This window comes from Saprospiraceae bacterium (assembly GCA_016712145.1).
Taxonomy (GTDB): Bacteria; Bacteroidota; Bacteroidia; order Chitinophagales; family Saprospiraceae; genus Vicinibacter.
On record JADJRO010000001.1, the window covers coordinates 2,912,054 to 2,929,910 of the forward strand.

10 protein-coding genes are annotated in these 17,857 nt (G+C 37.5%); 8 read left to right on the top strand and 2 right to left on the bottom strand.

The genetic code is table 11. The features are described 5' to 3' along the window. Positions 1-59 precede the first annotated feature (59 nt). From dnaE to IPK91_11970, 6 genes are all read left to right on the top strand, one after another. A complete protein-coding gene (dnaE, locus tag IPK91_11945; GenBank protein MBK8297965.1) occupies positions 60-3,608 on the top strand; it encodes a DNA polymerase III subunit alpha in 3,549 nt (1,182 codons plus the stop codon). Between the two features lie 2 nt (positions 3,609-3,610). Beyond that, on the top strand, positions 3,611-4,576 hold the full coding sequence (locus IPK91_11950) for a hypothetical protein (GenBank protein MBK8297966.1): 966 nt from the start codon (positions 3,611-3,613) through the stop codon (positions 4,574-4,576). Between the two features lie 307 nt (positions 4,577-4,883). Beyond that, the gene (locus tag IPK91_11955) at positions 4,884-6,956 is read left to right on the top strand and encodes an SAM-dependent DNA methyltransferase (protein ID MBK8297967.1); all 2,073 of its coding nucleotides are present in this window, start codon (positions 4,884-4,886) and stop codon (positions 6,954-6,956) included. Continuing rightward, positions 6,953-8,137 (top strand): restriction endonuclease subunit S, encoded by a 1,185-nt coding sequence (locus IPK91_11960; protein ID MBK8297968.1) that lies wholly within the window; start codon positions 6,953-6,955, stop codon positions 8,135-8,137. The genes IPK91_11955 and IPK91_11960 overlap by 4 nt, the downstream gene beginning before the upstream one ends. 44 nt (positions 8,138-8,181) lie before the next feature. Further along, the gene (locus tag IPK91_11965; GenBank protein MBK8297969.1) at positions 8,182-9,147 is read left to right on the top strand and encodes a virulence protein RhuM/Fic/DOC family protein; all 966 of its coding nucleotides are present in this window, start codon (positions 8,182-8,184) and stop codon (positions 9,145-9,147) included. Further along, positions 9,144-12,374: a type I restriction endonuclease subunit R gene (locus IPK91_11970; GenBank protein ID MBK8297970.1), complete on the top strand. Its 3,231-nt coding sequence runs from the start codon at positions 9,144-9,146 to the stop codon at positions 12,372-12,374. The genes IPK91_11965 and IPK91_11970 overlap by 4 nt, the downstream gene beginning before the upstream one ends. A 171-nt stretch (positions 12,375-12,545) precedes the next feature. Here IPK91_11970 and IPK91_11975 read toward each other — a convergent pair whose 3' ends face one another. Beyond that, a complete protein-coding gene (locus tag IPK91_11975; protein MBK8297971.1) occupies positions 12,546-13,064 on the bottom strand; it encodes a hypothetical protein in 519 nt (172 codons plus the stop codon). Continuing rightward, positions 13,061-13,660 (bottom strand): ribonuclease HII, encoded by a 600-nt coding sequence (locus IPK91_11980; protein ID MBK8297972.1) that lies wholly within the window; start codon positions 13,658-13,660, stop codon positions 13,061-13,063. The genes IPK91_11975 and IPK91_11980 overlap by 4 nt, the downstream gene beginning before the upstream one ends. Positions 13,661-13,716: 56 nt before the next feature. Here IPK91_11980 and IPK91_11985 point away from each other — a divergent pair, with 56 nt between their 5' ends. Together IPK91_11985 and IPK91_11990 are read left to right on the top strand one after the other, a co-directional pair. Next, positions 13,717-16,047, top strand: a complete 2,331-nt coding sequence (locus tag IPK91_11985) for an immune inhibitor A (GenBank protein ID MBK8297973.1) — start codon at positions 13,717-13,719, stop codon at positions 16,045-16,047. Positions 16,048-16,049: 2 nt separating this feature from the next. Beyond that, positions 16,050-17,576 (top strand): aldehyde dehydrogenase family protein, encoded by a 1,527-nt coding sequence (locus IPK91_11990; protein ID MBK8297974.1) that lies wholly within the window; start codon positions 16,050-16,052, stop codon positions 17,574-17,576. Positions 17,577-17,857: the final 281 nt, after the last annotated feature.

The window sequence follows — 17,857 nt, forward strand, 5'->3', positions numbered from 1 at the left end:
CAGAATATTCAAGCCTCATTCCATTGCCTACCTTTGCCAACTTGACCAGAATTTGAATCATGCCTGAATTTTGCCATTTACACTGCCATACCCAGTTTTCTTTGCTGGATGGGGCTACTGATATAGCTTCTTTAATGAAAAAAGCAGCATCCGATGGTCAAAAGGCAGTTGCCTTAACCGATCACGGCAATATGTTTGGCTGTTTCAGTTTTGTGAAAGAAGCCAAAGCCAATGGACTAAAACCTATCCTTGGTTGTGAGTTTTACCTGGTTCCGGATCGTCACAGACATAGTTTTGCTAAAAGCGCTGGCGAAAAGGATGAACGTTACCATCAGCTATTACTGGCAAAAAATCAAACGGGTTACGAAAACCTCTCAAAATTATGCTCTCTGGGTTTTATCGAAGGTCTTTATGGCAAATTTCCACGAATCGATAAAGAATTATTACTGAAATACCATGAAGGATTGATTGCAACCAGTTGTTGTGTGGGAGCTGAAATTCCACAAGCGATCGTCAAAGGCAATCTGGCCTTGGCAGAATCGAAACTTAACTGGTGGATGGATTTATTTGGAGAAGATTTTTATATCGAATTGCAGAGGCATCGAGGCTGTGAAGATATTGATGGATCCGGTGTCAGTCAGGAGCAAATCAATCAAACCTTATTGGGATTTGCAAAAAAATACAATTTAAAAGTCATTGCAACCAATGATGTACATTATCTTGAAGAAGCCGATTACCTACCTCATGATATTTTGTTATGTATTAATACCAACTCCAATGTTGAAGAAGTAGATCGTTTTCAGTTTCCAAGTTCTGATTTTTACTTTAAGACAACCGATCAAATGTTGATGCAATTCAAGGATGTTCCGTTTGCGGTGGAACAAACTGCTGAAATTGCAGGTCGTTGTTTTTATCCAAACCTCGAACGGGATGTGTTGTTACCTAATTTTCCAATTCCACAGCCATTCACCACTCAAAATGAATACCTCGAACATTTAGTTTTTACGGGAGCTAAAAAACGGTACGGTCAGATTGATTCTCAATTGGAAACGCGCTTGCAATTTGAGTTATCGGTTATTGAGAAAATGAATTTTGCTGGATATTTTTTAATTGTTCAGGATTTTATTCGTGCAGCAAGAGAATTGGGAGTTAGTGTTGGACCTGGCAGAGGAAGTGCCGCAGGATCTGCGGTTGCTTATTGTTTGACGATAACAGATATTGATCCAATTAAATACAATTTACTTTTTGAACGATTTTTAAATCCGGAGCGGATTTCATGGCCTGATATTGATATTGATTTTGATGATCGCGGCCGACAAAAGGTCTTGGATTATGTCGTGCAGAAATATGGAAAAAATCAGGTAGCACAAATCGTAACTTTTGGAACCATGGCTGCCAAATCTTCGATTCGTGATGTGGCCCGTGTTAAAAAATTAGATCTCTCAATTTCTGACAGACTTGCAAAATTGGTCCCAACCAGACCCGGTATTAATCTAAAAAATATTTTAGATGATAAAGCCAATAATCTAGAAGAGTTTACACCTGAGGAAAAAAGCAAGGTTCAAGATTTGCGTAACATTTTAAAATTAAAAAATCTTGAATCAGAGGTTTTGGAAATGGCCATGAAAGTAGAAGGTTCAGTGCGTAATACCGGAGTTCATGCAGCCGGAATTATTATTGCTCCTGATGACATCGCCAAATTCATTCCGGTATGTACTGCAAAAGATACCGATTTATTGGTCACCCAAGTTGAAGGGAATGTCATTGAATATACCGGCTTGCTCAAAATGGATTTTCTTGGATTGAATACGCTCTCAATTATCCAGGATGCATTAAGTAATATTATTAAACGCCATGGTTCAGAAAAGCAAATTCAACTGGACCAAATTCCTTTAGATGATCCGTTAACATTAGAGCTTTTTCAAAAAGGAAATACAACCGGTATATTTCAGTTTGAAAGTGAGGGCATGCGTTCTAATCTCAAAAGTTTAAAACCGAATGGGATTGAAGATATCATCGCCATGAATGCACTTTTCCGACCCGGTCCCATGGCCTTTATTGATGAATTTATAAACCGAAAAAATAAAAAACAACAAATAGAATACCCTCACCCCTGGTTGGAGACTTTGTTGCAACCTACCTATGGCATTATGGTCTATCAGGAACAAATTATGCAAACGGCACAGATCATGGCTGATTACTCACTTGGTGAAGCCGATGTGTTGCGAAGAGCCATGGGTAAAAAGAAAAAGGAAGAAATGGACAAACAAAGTAGTTTGTTTGTTGAACGAGCCGGTTTAAAGGGAATTGAAGAGTCTAAAGCAAAAGATATTTTCGAAGTGATGGCAAAATTTGCAGCGTATGGATTTAACCGTTCGCATGCTGCTGCATATTCTGTATTGGCATTTCAAACGGCCTATCTTAAAGCACATTATCCTGCAGAGTATATGGCTGCAGTTTTAACCGCTAATAAAAGCAATGTCTCCGATTTGCGAGTCTATTTAAATGAATGTCAGAAAATGAAACTCACGGTATTGGGTCCTGATATTAATGAATCTGAAATGGAATTTACTGTAAATGCAAAAGGGCAGATTCGTTTTGGACTTTCTGCATTAAAGGGGATTGGAGAAGGACCTGTAACAGACATTCTGATTGAGCGAAATGAAAGTGGGATGTTTCAAGATTTCGCAGATTTAGCGAAACGTCTCAGTTCAAAAGTATTTAATAAAAAAGTGATTGAGAGTCTTGTTTATGGTGGCGCATTTGATTGTTTTAGCAACATGCATCGAGCTCAATATTTTGCCCCTATTGATAAATATCCTAGCTATATTGAATGTATGATTCGCTGGGGGAGTCAATACCAGGCTTCCATTAATTCACAACAGGCATCATTGTTTGGAAATTCACTGGCCAATGATATATCGATTCCAAAAATACCGGAGTGCGCACCTTGGACAAGTATTGAAAAATTAGCTCACGAAGTAGAGATTGCAGGTATTTATTTAAGTTCACATCCTTTAGATGATTATCAACTTGAGATTCGGAATATTAATTCAATCAGTCTCGATAAGATTGAATCATTTATGGAAGAATCCAAATTGGGAAACAGGCTGCGAATTTGTGGTTTGATGGCTGAGGTGCAACACCGCACCACTCAAAAAGGAGATGGATTTGCATTATTTAAATTGCAGGATTATTTTGGCAGTGTTACCATCAGATTATTTAAAGAACAATATCTCCAATACAAAGGCTTGCTTGAAAACGGGAAAGCAGTTATGGTTGATGGGTTTTTTGAAAAATCAAAATACCGTCAAAATGATGATGAAATTGTATTTCGTGTAGTAAATATGATGTTGTTATCTTCAGCAATTCCTTTCATCACTAAAAAATTTACAGTTTTTATTCGACTTGAAGCCATTACAGATGAATTAATAAAACGAATGGATAAATCACTTAAAGCACACAAAGGAACGATGCCCCTCAAATTGCAAGTGATTGACATGGCGCAAGAACAACAACTTGGATTTGTATCTACTAAAAAGGTATCAGTAAGCAGTGAGTTGTTGGCTGAATTGGAAGAGTTGGGATTAAATTATAAATTGAATTAACCATGTCGTTTTATAAAGCTGCTGTAATCGGTTTGTTGATTGGAAGAGCTACCATAGGTTTTTCCCAGGCATTTGATGAATTCACCTTAGATAAAGAAGTTTCTATTTTTTTAAAAAAGACATTTGATGAGTTAAAAAACTTTGAATTAGGAATTAAATGTCCGGAAGAAGAAAATCAATGGTATCTGGATTCTTTGGAATATTCACCCTGGTATGTAGGAGATTTTAATGGCGATGAAATCCCAGATTTATTTGTAACAGGGACTAAAAAAAAGGACCAGGTGAGTTACCTGGTTTTTGGTAAAGATGAATTGGATGAGGAGAGTAATTTCTCCATGATTTCTGTGTATCCACCTAAAGAACGGGGAAATTTAATTATTCCATTTATTGAAGAACGTAAAAAGGAATTGTGGATTTTATTCAGGCATTTTAAAACACAAACAACTACATCAATTCGGGATGGGCAAGAAATTAAACTGCCCCGAACGTATAATGATTATTATAAACTGGGATTGATTAAAAAAGATACCTTGATTTATAAATTTGGTAATATTCTGGAATACAATCCACGACCAGAAAAAAAAGACATTCGTTTTATTCAATTGCATTCCTATTGTCAGTTTGGGGGTTGTCCGGATTACAAATTAAAAATAGACAGTGCATCCAATATGATATTGGCCAATATTAAAAATAACGAAGAAGAACCGGGGAAATACATCGCAACAAGTGACGAATCCTTGTTCAAACAAATATTTGATTTGGCAAATTATCTGAAATTGCAAAAAACAAATCAGGTATTTGGTGAAGAAAGTGCAGATAAAACTTTCACAATGATAATTGCGTATCAGGATGGTTCGGCTAAAACCTGGTATGATTACGAACAAGGTGCGAGTTTGGGAATTTCACGATTGTATGATTTGATGGTGAAAGCCAAGGAAGCTGCCTCATGGGAATTTAAACAAGAGTAAAAATTTATAAGGTTTCATTTTCTATGATGCCTATGGGTTGTCTAAATTAATTTAAGAAGTTTTTAATTTGGATTGTTTTTTCAAAATAATGGTTCAATAACAAAGCAAGAATAAAATTGTAAATAGAAACTGCATGTTAAGCTTATCGTTATGTCAGCTTGGTTTTTAAATTTAATATATTTTTTATAGCTTAAAAAAATGGAAAAAGTAAAAGTAACCAAGCCTTATCAAATTCAAAAATTATTATTTGCCAAGCTACCATAACGAATGTTAAATTTGACATTTTAGAAATATACGGAAAGAATACATGCAAGGAAAACAACTCAGAAAATTAGAAGCAGAACTGTGGAGAGCCGCAGACCAACTCCGGGCTAATAGTAAACTGACGGCTTCGGAATATTCTATGCCTGTATTAGGATTGATATTCTTACGGCACGCCTATAACCGCTTTCAAAAAGTCAAAGTGGAAGTAGAAAAGGAATTACCTGTACATCCGCAACGGGGTAAACGACCATTGACCAAAAAAGACTTTGAAGAGCAAAACTCCATGTTCCTGCCCGAGAAGGCTCAGTTTGATTATCTCGTTTCTTTGCCCGAAAGTGCCGACATAGGCGAAGCAATTGATAACGCAATGAAACTGATTGAGGACGAATACGACAATCTCAAAGGCGTATTGCCCAAAAACTTTACCATTTTCAGTAAAGACCTATTGCGTGAATTGATCCGTATTTTCAATAAAGAAGTATTACAAAAAGCCGAAGGCGATTTATTCGGAAAGATTTATGAATACTTCCTCAATAAATTCGCCATGACCGGAGCACAGGAAGGCGGAGAGTTTTTTACACCTATGAGTCTGGTACAAACCATAGTAAACGTAATAGAACCCGACCACGGCATTGTGTTCGACCCTGCCTGCGGTAGTGCAGGTATGTTTGTGCAAACGGGTTATTTTATAGAAAGCGAAGGACTGAAACCTGCTGAGAAAGTTACTTTTTACGGACAGGAAAAAGCAGACCTCAATACCAAACTGGCCAAGATGAACTTAACCGTTCACGGTTTGGAAGGCAACATACAGGAAGGCAATACTTTTTACGAAGACAAACACGACCTGGTAGGCGGTGCTGATTTTGTAATGGCCAATCCTCCATTTAATGTGGATGGTGTGGACAAAGCTAAAGATGCCATTAAACGCGACCCACGCCTGATATTAGACGGCAAAGTAAATCTGCCGAAAAACGACAATGCCAATTATTTGTGGATTCAGTATTTCTACAACTACCTGAAACCAACAGGCAGAGCAGGTTTTGTAATGGCTTCATCTGCCAGCGATGCCGGACACAGCGAAAAAGACATTCGGGAGAAGTTGGTAAAAACTGGCGCAGTAGATGTGATGATGGCCATTGGCAACAACTTTTTCTATACCCGTTCATTGCCTTGCACCCTTTGGTTTTTTGACCGTGCCAAAGAAAAAGACAAAACCAAAAGCGATAAAGTGTTGATGCTTGATGCGAGGAAGATTTACCGCAAAGTAACGAGCAAAGTAAATGACTTTAGCCCCGAGCAATTGCAAAACCTGATTTGTATTGTAAACCTGTATAGAGGCAAACCAACGAAGTTTGAAAGCACTGTAAAAAGCTATTTGCAAACGGCTGCCGATTTAGCCAAAGAAACTGCCGAAGCAATCACCGAACTGCAAAAGCAATTGCAGAAGGTATTGAAAACCGTTAGCGACTTTGCTACCAAATACGCCAAAGAAAACAAGGAAGCCAAAGCATTTGTAGATGCCCTGAACATTGAAGAAACTGGTAGCATTTACGAACAACAAAATAAGCTGATTGCAGAAGCGAAAAAGGCAAAAGCTGATATTGAAGTTTTAGAAAGCATTGCCCACTTGTGCAAAGCATTACGCAAACCGCAAGACAAACTCATTAAGCAATTATTGGATGCCATTAGCACAGCCGCCAAAGAATACCAACTGAGCAAAAACAAAGACTGGAAAGAGTTGAACTTAAAAGAACAGCTCGACCAACTGAAAACCCTGCAACAGCAACTCAGCGGCAACCCCGATGAAGAAGAACCCGGCTTGCTGCACGAAACCGAATATTTCTACAAACAAGCCCATTGGCTCACAAGCCGTTTCCCCGGAGGCATTTATACCGATGTGGAAGGACTTTGCAAAGTAGTCAACCAAAAAGAAATAGAAGCCAAAGACTGGAGTTTGAGCCCGGGCAGGTATGTAGGCGTGGACACCGCCACCGATGAGGACTTTGACTACGAAGAACGCCTGAACGAAATACATATTGAGTTGGAAGGATTGAATGAAGAAGCCATTGCCTTGGCAAAAACCATTTCTGAAAACTTTAAAGAGTTGGCGATATGAAGTGGGAGAAAGTTTCCTTAAGAGATTATACTACTAAAATTGGTAGTGGCGTAACACCTAAAGGTGGGGCAAGTGTTTATCAAGATAGTGGTGTTGCATTATTCAGAAGTCAAAATATTTATAACGGTAGTTTTTTCGATAAGGGCTTAGCTTTCATTAATGAAGTTATTGCTGAAAAAATGAAATCAGTTGAAGTATTAGAAGGAGATGTTCTGCTAAATATTACAGGTGATTCTGTTGCTCGATGTTGTTATGCTCCTGTTGATTTTCTTCCAGGGAGAGTTAACCAACACGTTGCAATTGTTAGAGCTGATAAGGAAAAATTACATTCTAAATTCCTAATGTATCAGCTCATTTCTCCATTTATGCAGAACACAATGCTTTCATATGCAGAAGGAGCAGGAGCAACAAGAAATGCTTTAACAAAAGGAATTATTGAAGATTTAAAAATCAATCTTCCCCCTCTCCCCACTCAACGCAAAATCGCATCCATTTTATCGGCTTATGATGATTTGATAGAGAATAATTTGAAGCGGATAAAGTTGTTGGAGGAGAGGGCGTTTGCAAGCTATAAGTTGATAGTGAAAAGTGAAAAGTTAATAGAGGGAAAAGTTGGCGATTTAGCAGATGTTAAGTCAGGTTATGCTTTCAAAAGCCGAGATTGGTCAGAAGAAGGTTTTCCAGTTATTAAGATTAAGAACATAGGTAACAACGATATTGAATTAACCGATTGCAGTTTTATTCCAGAGAGTATTGCAGAGGTGGCAAACAAGTTCAAATTGAATGCAGGTGATTTATTAATCGCAATGACAGGAGCAACAGTTGGAAAAATTGGAATGATGCCAAAAACCGAAACTTCTTTTTACTTGAACCAACGTGTTGGAATTTTCAAGCCGAAGGTTGAAAATGCAGAATTGTTTTTATTCTGTTTCTTTAATGAGCCAACAGCCAAAAATGCAGTTGAAAGTTTAGCTTCAGGAGCAGCACAACCAAATATTAGCGGAGGTCAACTTGAAAGTATAAAATTATATTATCCAAAAATTGAAACTGTTACCGAATTTGGTAATTCTATAAAATCACATTTTGAATTGATTTGGAATTTAAAAGAACAAAACAACAAACTCCGAGAGGCAAGGGATATTTTATTACCTAAATTGATGAGTGGACAAATAGAAGTATGAGAGATGAAAAAATGAACTTGTAAGTAAAACTAACATGTTGCTAAATGAATGAAATAGTGATCTACAAAACACCTGATAAGAAAACTGAAGTAGAAGTTCGGTTTGGAAATGATACCGTTTGGCTTACGCAAGCTCAAATGGCTGTTTTGTTCAGGCAAACAAAGCAAAACATAAGTTTACACATCAATAATTGCTTTAAAGAGAAGGAGTTACGTAAGATTTCAGTTGTCAAGGATTCCTTGACAACTGCAGCAGATGGTAAAAAGTATAAGACAAAATTCTATAATCTGGATGTAATTATTTCAGTTGGCTACAGGGTTAAGTCCATTCAAGGTACTCAATTTCGCCAATGGGCTACCCAACAACTAAAGAATTATCTGGTACAGGGTTATGCGATTAATCAAAAACGATTAGAGGAGTTGGGTAAAATAGTGCAATTGATTGACCAAGGCGGTAAATCCGAAAATCTTCAACTGACCGAGGCCAAAGGTTTGTTGGAAATTCTAAGCAACTACACGAAAAGCTTTGTATTACTCAACCAATACGACAGCCACAGTATCAAAATCGGTAAGCTGAACGAAAATATTAGCTATGAAATTCAGTATGACGAAGCCAAAACTGCCATTGTAGAACTCAAAAAACAACTGGTGGAAAAAAAGGAAGCCACTGAACTATTTGGTAATGAAAAAGACGAAAGTTTTCTTAGCTCGCTTCAAAGTATTGTGCAAACTTTTGATGGGCAATACCTCTATCCAAGCATTGAAGCGCAGGCCGCACATTTGTTGTATTTTGTTATTAAAAATCATTCTTTCAACGATGGAAATAAACGTATAGGAGCATTCTTGTTTGTTTGGTTCCTGGAGAAAAATAAACACCGTTTCAAAAAATCTGGTGAGCTAAAAATAAATGATAACGGATTAACAGCAATTTCACTGCTCGTTGCACAAAGTAAGCCAGAAGAAAAAGAATTGATGATTCAGCTCATTATTAACTTAATTGCAGACCAATGACCTGGGAATACTCAGAAGATAATTTAATAGAACAAACAGCGATTGATTTATTTTTCAAATCTTTGGGATGGGATACACTATTGGCTTACAATAAAGAAAATTTTGGCGAAGGCAGCACTTTGGGCAGACTGAACAAAAAAGAAGTAGTGCTCAAAATGATCTTCTTTGAGAAACTTAAACAGTTCAATCCCAACTTACCCGACCAAGCATACAATCAGGCATACGAAAAACTCATTGAAGAAAGCATTACCAAGTCATTAGCGGAAATCAATTACGAAAAACACCAATTGCTTCGTAATGGCATTCCCGTTGATTTCATCAATGAAAAAGGCGAGCAGGTCAAAAATAAAACACTTAAGGTTTTTGATTTTGAAAATGCCGACAACAACAGCTTTTTGGCAGTTCGTCAGTTATGGTTACAGGGTAAAAGCAACCGAGAACGCAGACCCGACATCATCGGTTTTGTAAATGGCATTCCGTTGTTATTTATTGAACTAAAAGCAGCACATCTCAAATTAGAAAACGCCTACAACGATAATTTCACCGATTACAAAGACGTAATTCCAAAACTGTTTTATTACAACGCATTTGTAATGCTGAGTAACGGCATTGAAAGCCGCATTGGAAGTGTGACAGGCAAGTATCAGCATTTTCATGAATGGAAACGCATTACCGAAGAAGATGAAGGCATTGTTGCCTTAGATAGAATCATTGTTGGCGTCTGCGAAAAGAAACGCTTTTTAGATTTATTCGAGAACTTCATTCTGTTTGATAATTCATTGGGCAAAGTGGTAAAACTCATTGCCCGAAACCATCAGTTCATTGGTGTAAACAAGGCCATTGAAAACATTCAGCATAAAGAACAACTCTATAAACTGGGAAAAATCAGTTTAGAGGAAAAACAAAAACTTGGTGTATTTTGGCATACGCAAGGAAGCGGGAAATCCTACTCAATGGTTTTCTTCTGCCAAAAAATCCACCATAAGTTTACAGGCAGTTACACGTTTCTCATCGTAACTGACCGCAACGAGTTAGACACACAGATTTACGGCACATTCAGTGGTATTGGTGCAGTACCACAAGTTAAAGCAGGTTCAAAAGATTCACTCAAAGCCAACAGCGGAAAGCATTTAAGAGAATTGCTAAGTTCAGAACATCGCTATTTGTTTACCCTCATTCACAAATTCAATTTTGAAGAAGAAATAACCAAGCGGGATAATATCATAGTCATTTCAGACGAAGCCCATCGAACACAAGGCGGAAATTTAGCTTTGAATTTACGAAATGCTTTACCCAATGCTTCATTCATAGGCTTTACAGGAACACCACTTTTCAAAGATGATGAAATTACCAAGCGGATTTTTGGTGATTATATCTCCCGATACGATTTTAAACGAAGTGTAGATGATGGAGCAACTGTTCCGTTGTATTACGAAAACAGAGGCGAATATTTAGGATTGAAAAATCCAGTTATCAATGAACAAATCAGAGCCGTAATTGATGCCGAAAGTGAAGATTTAGACAGCGACCAACGTAGCAGGGTTGAACAATTGTTTGCAAGAGAATATCCGATACTTACCGCCAAGAAAAGACTTGATGCCATAGCCAAAGATGCTGTTTGGCATTTCTGCAATAGGGGTTACAAAGGCAAAGGAATGTTTATCGCTTTGGATAAACTTACGGCCGTAAGAATGTATGATTTAATCACACATCATTGGAAACTGACCGTTGAGCAATTGGAAAAGGAAGTTGCCAAAGGAAAATATGGTGACCAGGAATTGTTGGAGAAAAGCCGAGAACTGCAATGGATAAATGAAACGGAAATTTGTGTAGTAGTGAGTTCAGAGCAAAACGAAATTCAGAAATTTCAGAAATGGGATTTGGATATTGAACCTCACCGGGATAAAATGAATACACAGGACCTTGAAACAAGATTCAAGGATGAAGATGACCCTTTCCGTTTCGTTATAGTTTGTGCAATGTGGATTACTGGTTTTGATGTTCCTACCCTTTCCACTTTATATTTAGACAAGCCTTTAAAATCTCATACGCTTATGCAAGCCATTGCAAGAGCCAACCGTATCAGCGAAGGCAAAAACAACGGGTTGATAGTGGACTATATTGAAACTTACACAGCGCTGTTAGACGCTTTGGCAATTTATGGTTCAGGTGGAGAAGATGGCGAAGACGGTGGAGGTGAAAAACCAGAGCCACCAGTTAAGCCGAAAGAAGAACTCATCAAGCAATTGGAAGAAGCGTTAGAAGCCACAGAAACATTTTTGCAAGATGAAGTACATTTTAATTTGCAGGAACTCATCAAAGCAGACGGTTTACACAAATTGGCTGCAATGGAGAAAGCCATTAATGCAGTATACACCAATGACGAAACCAAACGGAAATTTCAAATTTTGGCAAGAGAGGTTTTTAAGAAATTTAAAGCCCTGCAACCCGACAAAGTATTAAATCAATTTGCTCCTAGAAAGAACGCCATTGATGTAATCTACACCGCCATTGAAGACAATATTGAAAGTGCGGATGTAGCAGACATCATGCGAAAAATTCAAAATGTGGTGGATGAATCCATTGAAAATATGGTTTCTGAACTAAGCCACAATGAAGGGAAAATAATTGACCTAAGCGTCTTAGACTTTGACTTGTTGGAGCAATACTTTTTGAAAACTAAAAACAAAAATGCTACAGTTCAATCTCTAAAAGACAAAATTGAAACGCAACTGAAACAAATGGTTGAACGCAATCCATTGACAGTTGACTATTACAAACGCTATCAGGAAATCATTGTAGAATACAACAGAGGAAAAGACGAAACCACAATTAAAGAAACTTTTAGAAAACTTATTGAGCTTGTAAACTCCTACTCAGAAGAAGAAGCCGAAACCAAACGAGAAGGACTGACTGACGAGCAAAAAGCAATTTTCGACATTCTCAGACACGGTAAAAAGTTAGCAGAAAAAGAAAAAAAAGAAGTCAAAAAAATTTCAATTGAGCTACTTAATGAACTTAAAAAAGAAAAATTGAAAGTTGAGCAATGGGCAGACAAATCTGTAACAGCAGCAGCAGTCTTCAATACGGTAAGCAAAACACTATTTGAGACTTTGCCCTATCCGACTTATCAAACAAACGACATAGACTTAAAAACGAATTTAGTATATGAACATTTAAAGCATCAGTATTTTGGAGGAGGCAGAAGTATATATGGGAACTATTAACTCAAACTAATTACTGACAGATTCCTAAAGTCAAACAAGTTCAAATGCACAAAATAAATAGTTTAATTGAATTTGATAAACGGATCCAGTTATTAAAGTATTTTCAAAAAAAGTAATGCTTTAAAATTTAATGGATTAAAATTGTTTGAATTTTAAATATTCCCACAAATTTCAATGTAAAGCTTTTACATGCTCAATCCACGTATCCATTTCTTCAAAATCAAACAAACCGGTTTTTTCTTCAATTCCAGGAGCGAAGTAATAGCCATCCACAGAAGGATTGGATTCAGGAATTTTTTTGATAGAGCTTTTTAGCAAGTACGGAATATTTTGGATAGCTTGTTCTATTTGATTAATAAGAATAAAATCAAAGTGTTCAGGCTTTTGATTTTTGTAATACTCCAGACTATGCATTCGACATTCCATATTAAAACCGGATAAATCAGAATCAGCATAAAATCCATGCAATCCAAAATCCAAATGTTGTAGTTGTAATGGAAATGCACTGACGCCAATTAGTTTGGGTCCTTCTATCCATTCATTTAATTGTTTGATAAGTGTATTTAGTTTTTTTGGATCCGCTTCATCTAAGTCGATCCCAATAAAATCTACTTCTACAGCTGCCAAATAGCGGGCTATAGTCAGATCCTTTACTGGAGATGCAAATAAGAGGGGTCCGTTAAAAATCATTCTTCGAACAAGGTAGCTTGAGGTGATTTGAATTTGAAACTTTTCCGATGGTAAATCGATATTCCATATTTTAAAGTTGCTTGCCGGTGCTTTTCTGTAGGATATCCTTTGTTTTCATTCCAGCCATATTGTGGAAACACTTCATGGATTTTCAACATATATTCATCCCGATAGCATTTTGCTAAAATGGACGCTGCAGCAATGCTTTCATACAAACCGTCTCCTTTTACAATGCAATATTGTTCAATTGAAAGGTAGGGGATTTTTTTATTGCCATCTACCAAAATGAGGGAAGGCTTGGTTTTCAATCGGCTGATACAATTTCTCATGGCAGCTAAACTTGCCTGAAGAATATTAATTCGGTCTATTGTTTCCACATCGATGCTTTCTACAGCCCAGGCCATTGCATATTGTTCGATTTCAAGACGGAGGCTAGCGCGTTGATTTTCATTTAATTTTTTACTGTCATTTAAACCAATAATGGGCCGATCCGGGTGCAGCATTACGGCCGCTGCATACACCGGACCGGCTAATGGACCTCGTCCGGCTTCATCGCAGCCAGCTTCATATAAACTATTTTTATAATATGATTGCAATTTCAATCAATTTTCCATTAATTTTTTTAGATTTGCGGGTCGCAAAGTAAGAAAGTATGCGTTTTTGGTTAGTCCCTGTATTCATATTCAGTTTTTTTATTATTTCAATACAAAGCCAGACACACTGGCAGTCTGCTCGTATTTTATTGCAGGATAAAAGTATCAAAGATTTAATAAAAACCGGTATCGCTTTTGATCACGGGCATCTGCACCCAGGTCAATCCTTTGATGGTGATTTTACCTTGGAGGAATTAGCTATCATCCAAAAAGCAGGCTTTAAAATTGAAATAAGCCCAAAAAAGGATCTGGAAAGCCGTTCGGGCCCTACAGATTGCAACCCGATAACATTAAGTCAACCCGAGTATCCTTTACCGAGCAATTACCAATACGGTTCGATGAATGGTTATTTGACCCTGGAAGAAATCTATGAGAGTTTGGAAATCATGAATGATTTGTTTCCAAACCTGATTACAGTTAAAAAAGCGATTGGTTCGTATCGAACAAAAAATGGTAATCCGATTTATTATGTCAAAATATCTGACAATCCGAATCAGGATGAAAATGAGCCAGAAGTATTATATACAGCCTTGCATCATGCCAGAGAACCCATAAGCATGACACAAATGATGTATTTTATGTGGACTTTACTTGAAAATTATGGCAAGAAGGCAGAAATAACCCAACTAATCAATAACCGGGAGCTCTTTTTTATACCCTGTGTAAATCCAGATGGCTACAGCTACAATAGCCTGACCAATCCAAATGGAGGAGGCTATTGGAGAAAAAACCGGAATCCAAATGCAGATGGTATAGGCACCGATTTAAACCGTAATTATGAAACCGGATGGGGATTTAATGATGACGGATCCAGTCCATTGGGTAGTTCAGATGTTTATCGTGGCGTGAGACCTTTTTCTGAAGCAGAAACAGGAGCCATGCGTGATTTTTGTGAAAACAGACCGTTCTCAATAGCTATGAATTACCATAGTTTTGGTGATTTGTTGATTATTCCATGGGGTTATCTTGATAAGCCTACAGCAGATTCTACCCATTATTTAGCAATGGCGCAGGATATGACCCGTTATAACAATTTCAGGATCGGTACTTCAAAACAAACACTGGATTATGAAGTGAATGGAGTTGCCGATGATTGGATGTATGGTGAACAAGTATTCAAACACAAGACCTTTGCATTTACTCCAGAAGTGGGTGGTAGTTTCTGGCCTGAGCGTAAAGACATTTTACCACTCAATCAATCTACCCAATATATGAATTTTGCAGCTGCCTGGAATGCTGGGGAGTGTGCAAAAATTCAAGAGCAATCTGCAATAGCCATCAATCGAGACACCAATTATCTTAATTACAATATCCAACGCACCGGTATTTTAAATGCACCCATTGAGATTCATCTCGATGCAGATTTTGCAGGAGTGCAATTTTTGGACAATGATATTTCCATAAACTTAAAACCTGGTGAAATACGCCAAATTTCGATTCCTTATCTGGTAAATGGAAATCCAATAAAGGGAGACAGCATTCAATTTACTGCTGTTTTGACTACAGGATTTTATACAGAGTCATCCGTGGTTAAAAAATCGTATGTTGCTGGAAGCTATTTTCATGAGCGGTTTAATACAGATCAGAATTGGTTTGGGAATTTGAATACACGGTGGAATCTTACAGAAGAAAGTTATTTCACACCACCAAACTCATTAACGGATTCACCATTAAAACCTATGGATCCCAATTCTCAAAAATTGATTCAAAATACCAATGCAATCGATTTAACAACGGCCAAAGTGGCTTATTTGAGATTTAATGCACACTGGGAAATGGCAGATGATGTGGATTATGCACAAGTGCGCGTTTCAGAAGATGCCAATCATTTTATCCCTTTGTGTGGTCGGTATACTAAATCAGGCAGTCAGTTTCAAGATCTGGGTGAACCGGTTTATTGTGGCAAACAAAGCAACTGGGTTTCTGAATGGATCGATTTGAAAGATTATATTGGAAAAGAAATTTATCTCCAATTTTATATTTCCACCGGTATAAATGATCAAAACCTGGATGGATATTATGTTGATGAAATCGAAGTATTCACAGATCTCACAACCCGTAACTTAAATGATGCCAGCGAATGGCATTCACAGGTTTTTCCAATACCGGCACATGATCAGATTCATGTTCAATGGAATAACAAAGAAACCTTAAGCAGTGATGCGAAAATCGAATTGGTTTCATTAGCAGGAAAAAAACAAGTTATCCAGTATGTGTTAAACAAAGACTTATTGGAAATCAAAACAAATGCCTGTGTTCCTGGTTTGTATTACCTAAGCATTGAACAACAAAACAAGAAACCTGAAATTTACAAGGTTCTAATTCAGTAAGCATGGATTTATCATTTCTTCAAGAACTCCAACTCCGCGAAGCAAATCCGGGAAGTTGGTGTGGAAGTATTTCATATACTCCAGAATCATATCTAATTTCCAATTCACCGGTCAACGGCAAACAAATCGGAACTGTTGGAATAAGCAGTGCTTCTGATTATGAAGCCATCATGCAGCAAGCTCAAGAAGCATTTTTAATATGGCGATCCGTTCCTGCCCCAAAACGGGGAGAACTTGTTAAAGAAATCGGTGATGAATTGGCTAAGCATAAAACGGCATTGGGCAAGTTGGTTTCTTATGAAATGGGAAAAAGTCTACAAGAAGGACTCGGTGAAGTTCAGGAAATGATAGATATCTGCATTTTTGCTGCAGGCTTGTCTCGTCAACTTTATGGTTTAACAATGCATTCAGAAAGGCCGCTGCACCGAATGTATGAGCAATGGCATCCTTTGGGTGTTGTTGGAGTCATTTCAGCATTTAATTTTCCGGTTGCTGTTTGGTCCTGGAATGCTGCATTAGCCTGGGTATGCGGCAATGTAGTGATTTGGAAAGCTTCTGAGAAAACACCCCTCTGTAGTATCGCTTGTCAACAGATTGCACAAAAAGTATTTGACAAACACCAGTTGCCAAATGGGATTTCAAACATTGTCAACGGTGATTATACCGTCGGACAATGGTTGAGTGCAGATCCACGCATTCCTTTGATATCCGCTACAGGTTCTACACGAATGGGAAGAGCGGTAGGTGCTGAAGTTGCCAAACGTTTTGGAAAATCTATTTTAGAATTGGGAGGCAACAATGCAATCATTGTTTGTCCAAGTGCAGATATGAATGTAGTATTAACATCTGTGTTATTTGGAGCGGTGGGCACATCCGGACAGCGATGTACAACAACCCGAAGATTGCTAATTCATGAAAGCATTTATGACGTTTTAAAACAAAAACTTTCAAATGCGTATCAACAACTTCGTATTGGCGATCCATTAGATCCAAACAATCATGTAGGCCCTTTGATTGATCGGGATGCGGTAGTTAATTATTTAGCGGCTTTAGATCAAATTAGCAAGCAAGGTGGTAGCTTTTTGGTAGCAGGTGGTGTGTTGGAAGGTGAATCGTATTCAAGTGGTTGTTATGTCAAACCCTGTGTAGCAGAAATTAACCACGAAGCTATTATTGTACATCACGAGACCTTTGCACCCATTTTATATTTGATCAAATTCAAAACACTCGAAGAGGCAATTGCAATTCAAAATGAAGTACCTCAGGGATTATCATCTTCCATAATGACCAAAGATTTACAGGAAGCAGAATTCTTTTTATCCTGTTCAGGTTCGGATTGTGGCATAGCAAACGTAAACATAGGAACCAGTGGTGCTGAAATCGGCGGTGCTTTTGGAGGAGAAAAAGAAACAGGCGGTGGCCGCGAAAGCGGTTCTGATGCCTGGAAAGCGTATATGAGACGCCAAACCAACACCATCAATTATTCTACTCAGGTTCCTTTAGCTCAGGGAATTAAATTTGAGATTTAAGGAGATCTCTAAAAATCCCTTATACTTCGTTAAACAATTTTTTAAACTTCTCATTTACAGAAGTAAACTCGGAGTTTAAAAAATTGAAAGCCTCGTCTAAGGCATTTTTAGAGATCTCCTTAATCGTTTGTTTTATAACATTCGATTATTTTTAAATTGTAATTTCTTTTCAGATATTATTTAGCTTTATATTTGAATTTCGGTTCTCTAAAATAAGTAAATGAAAGAATATATGCAGCTTATTGAAACCGGAGTGTTTGATTAGTATTGTAAATTGTTGG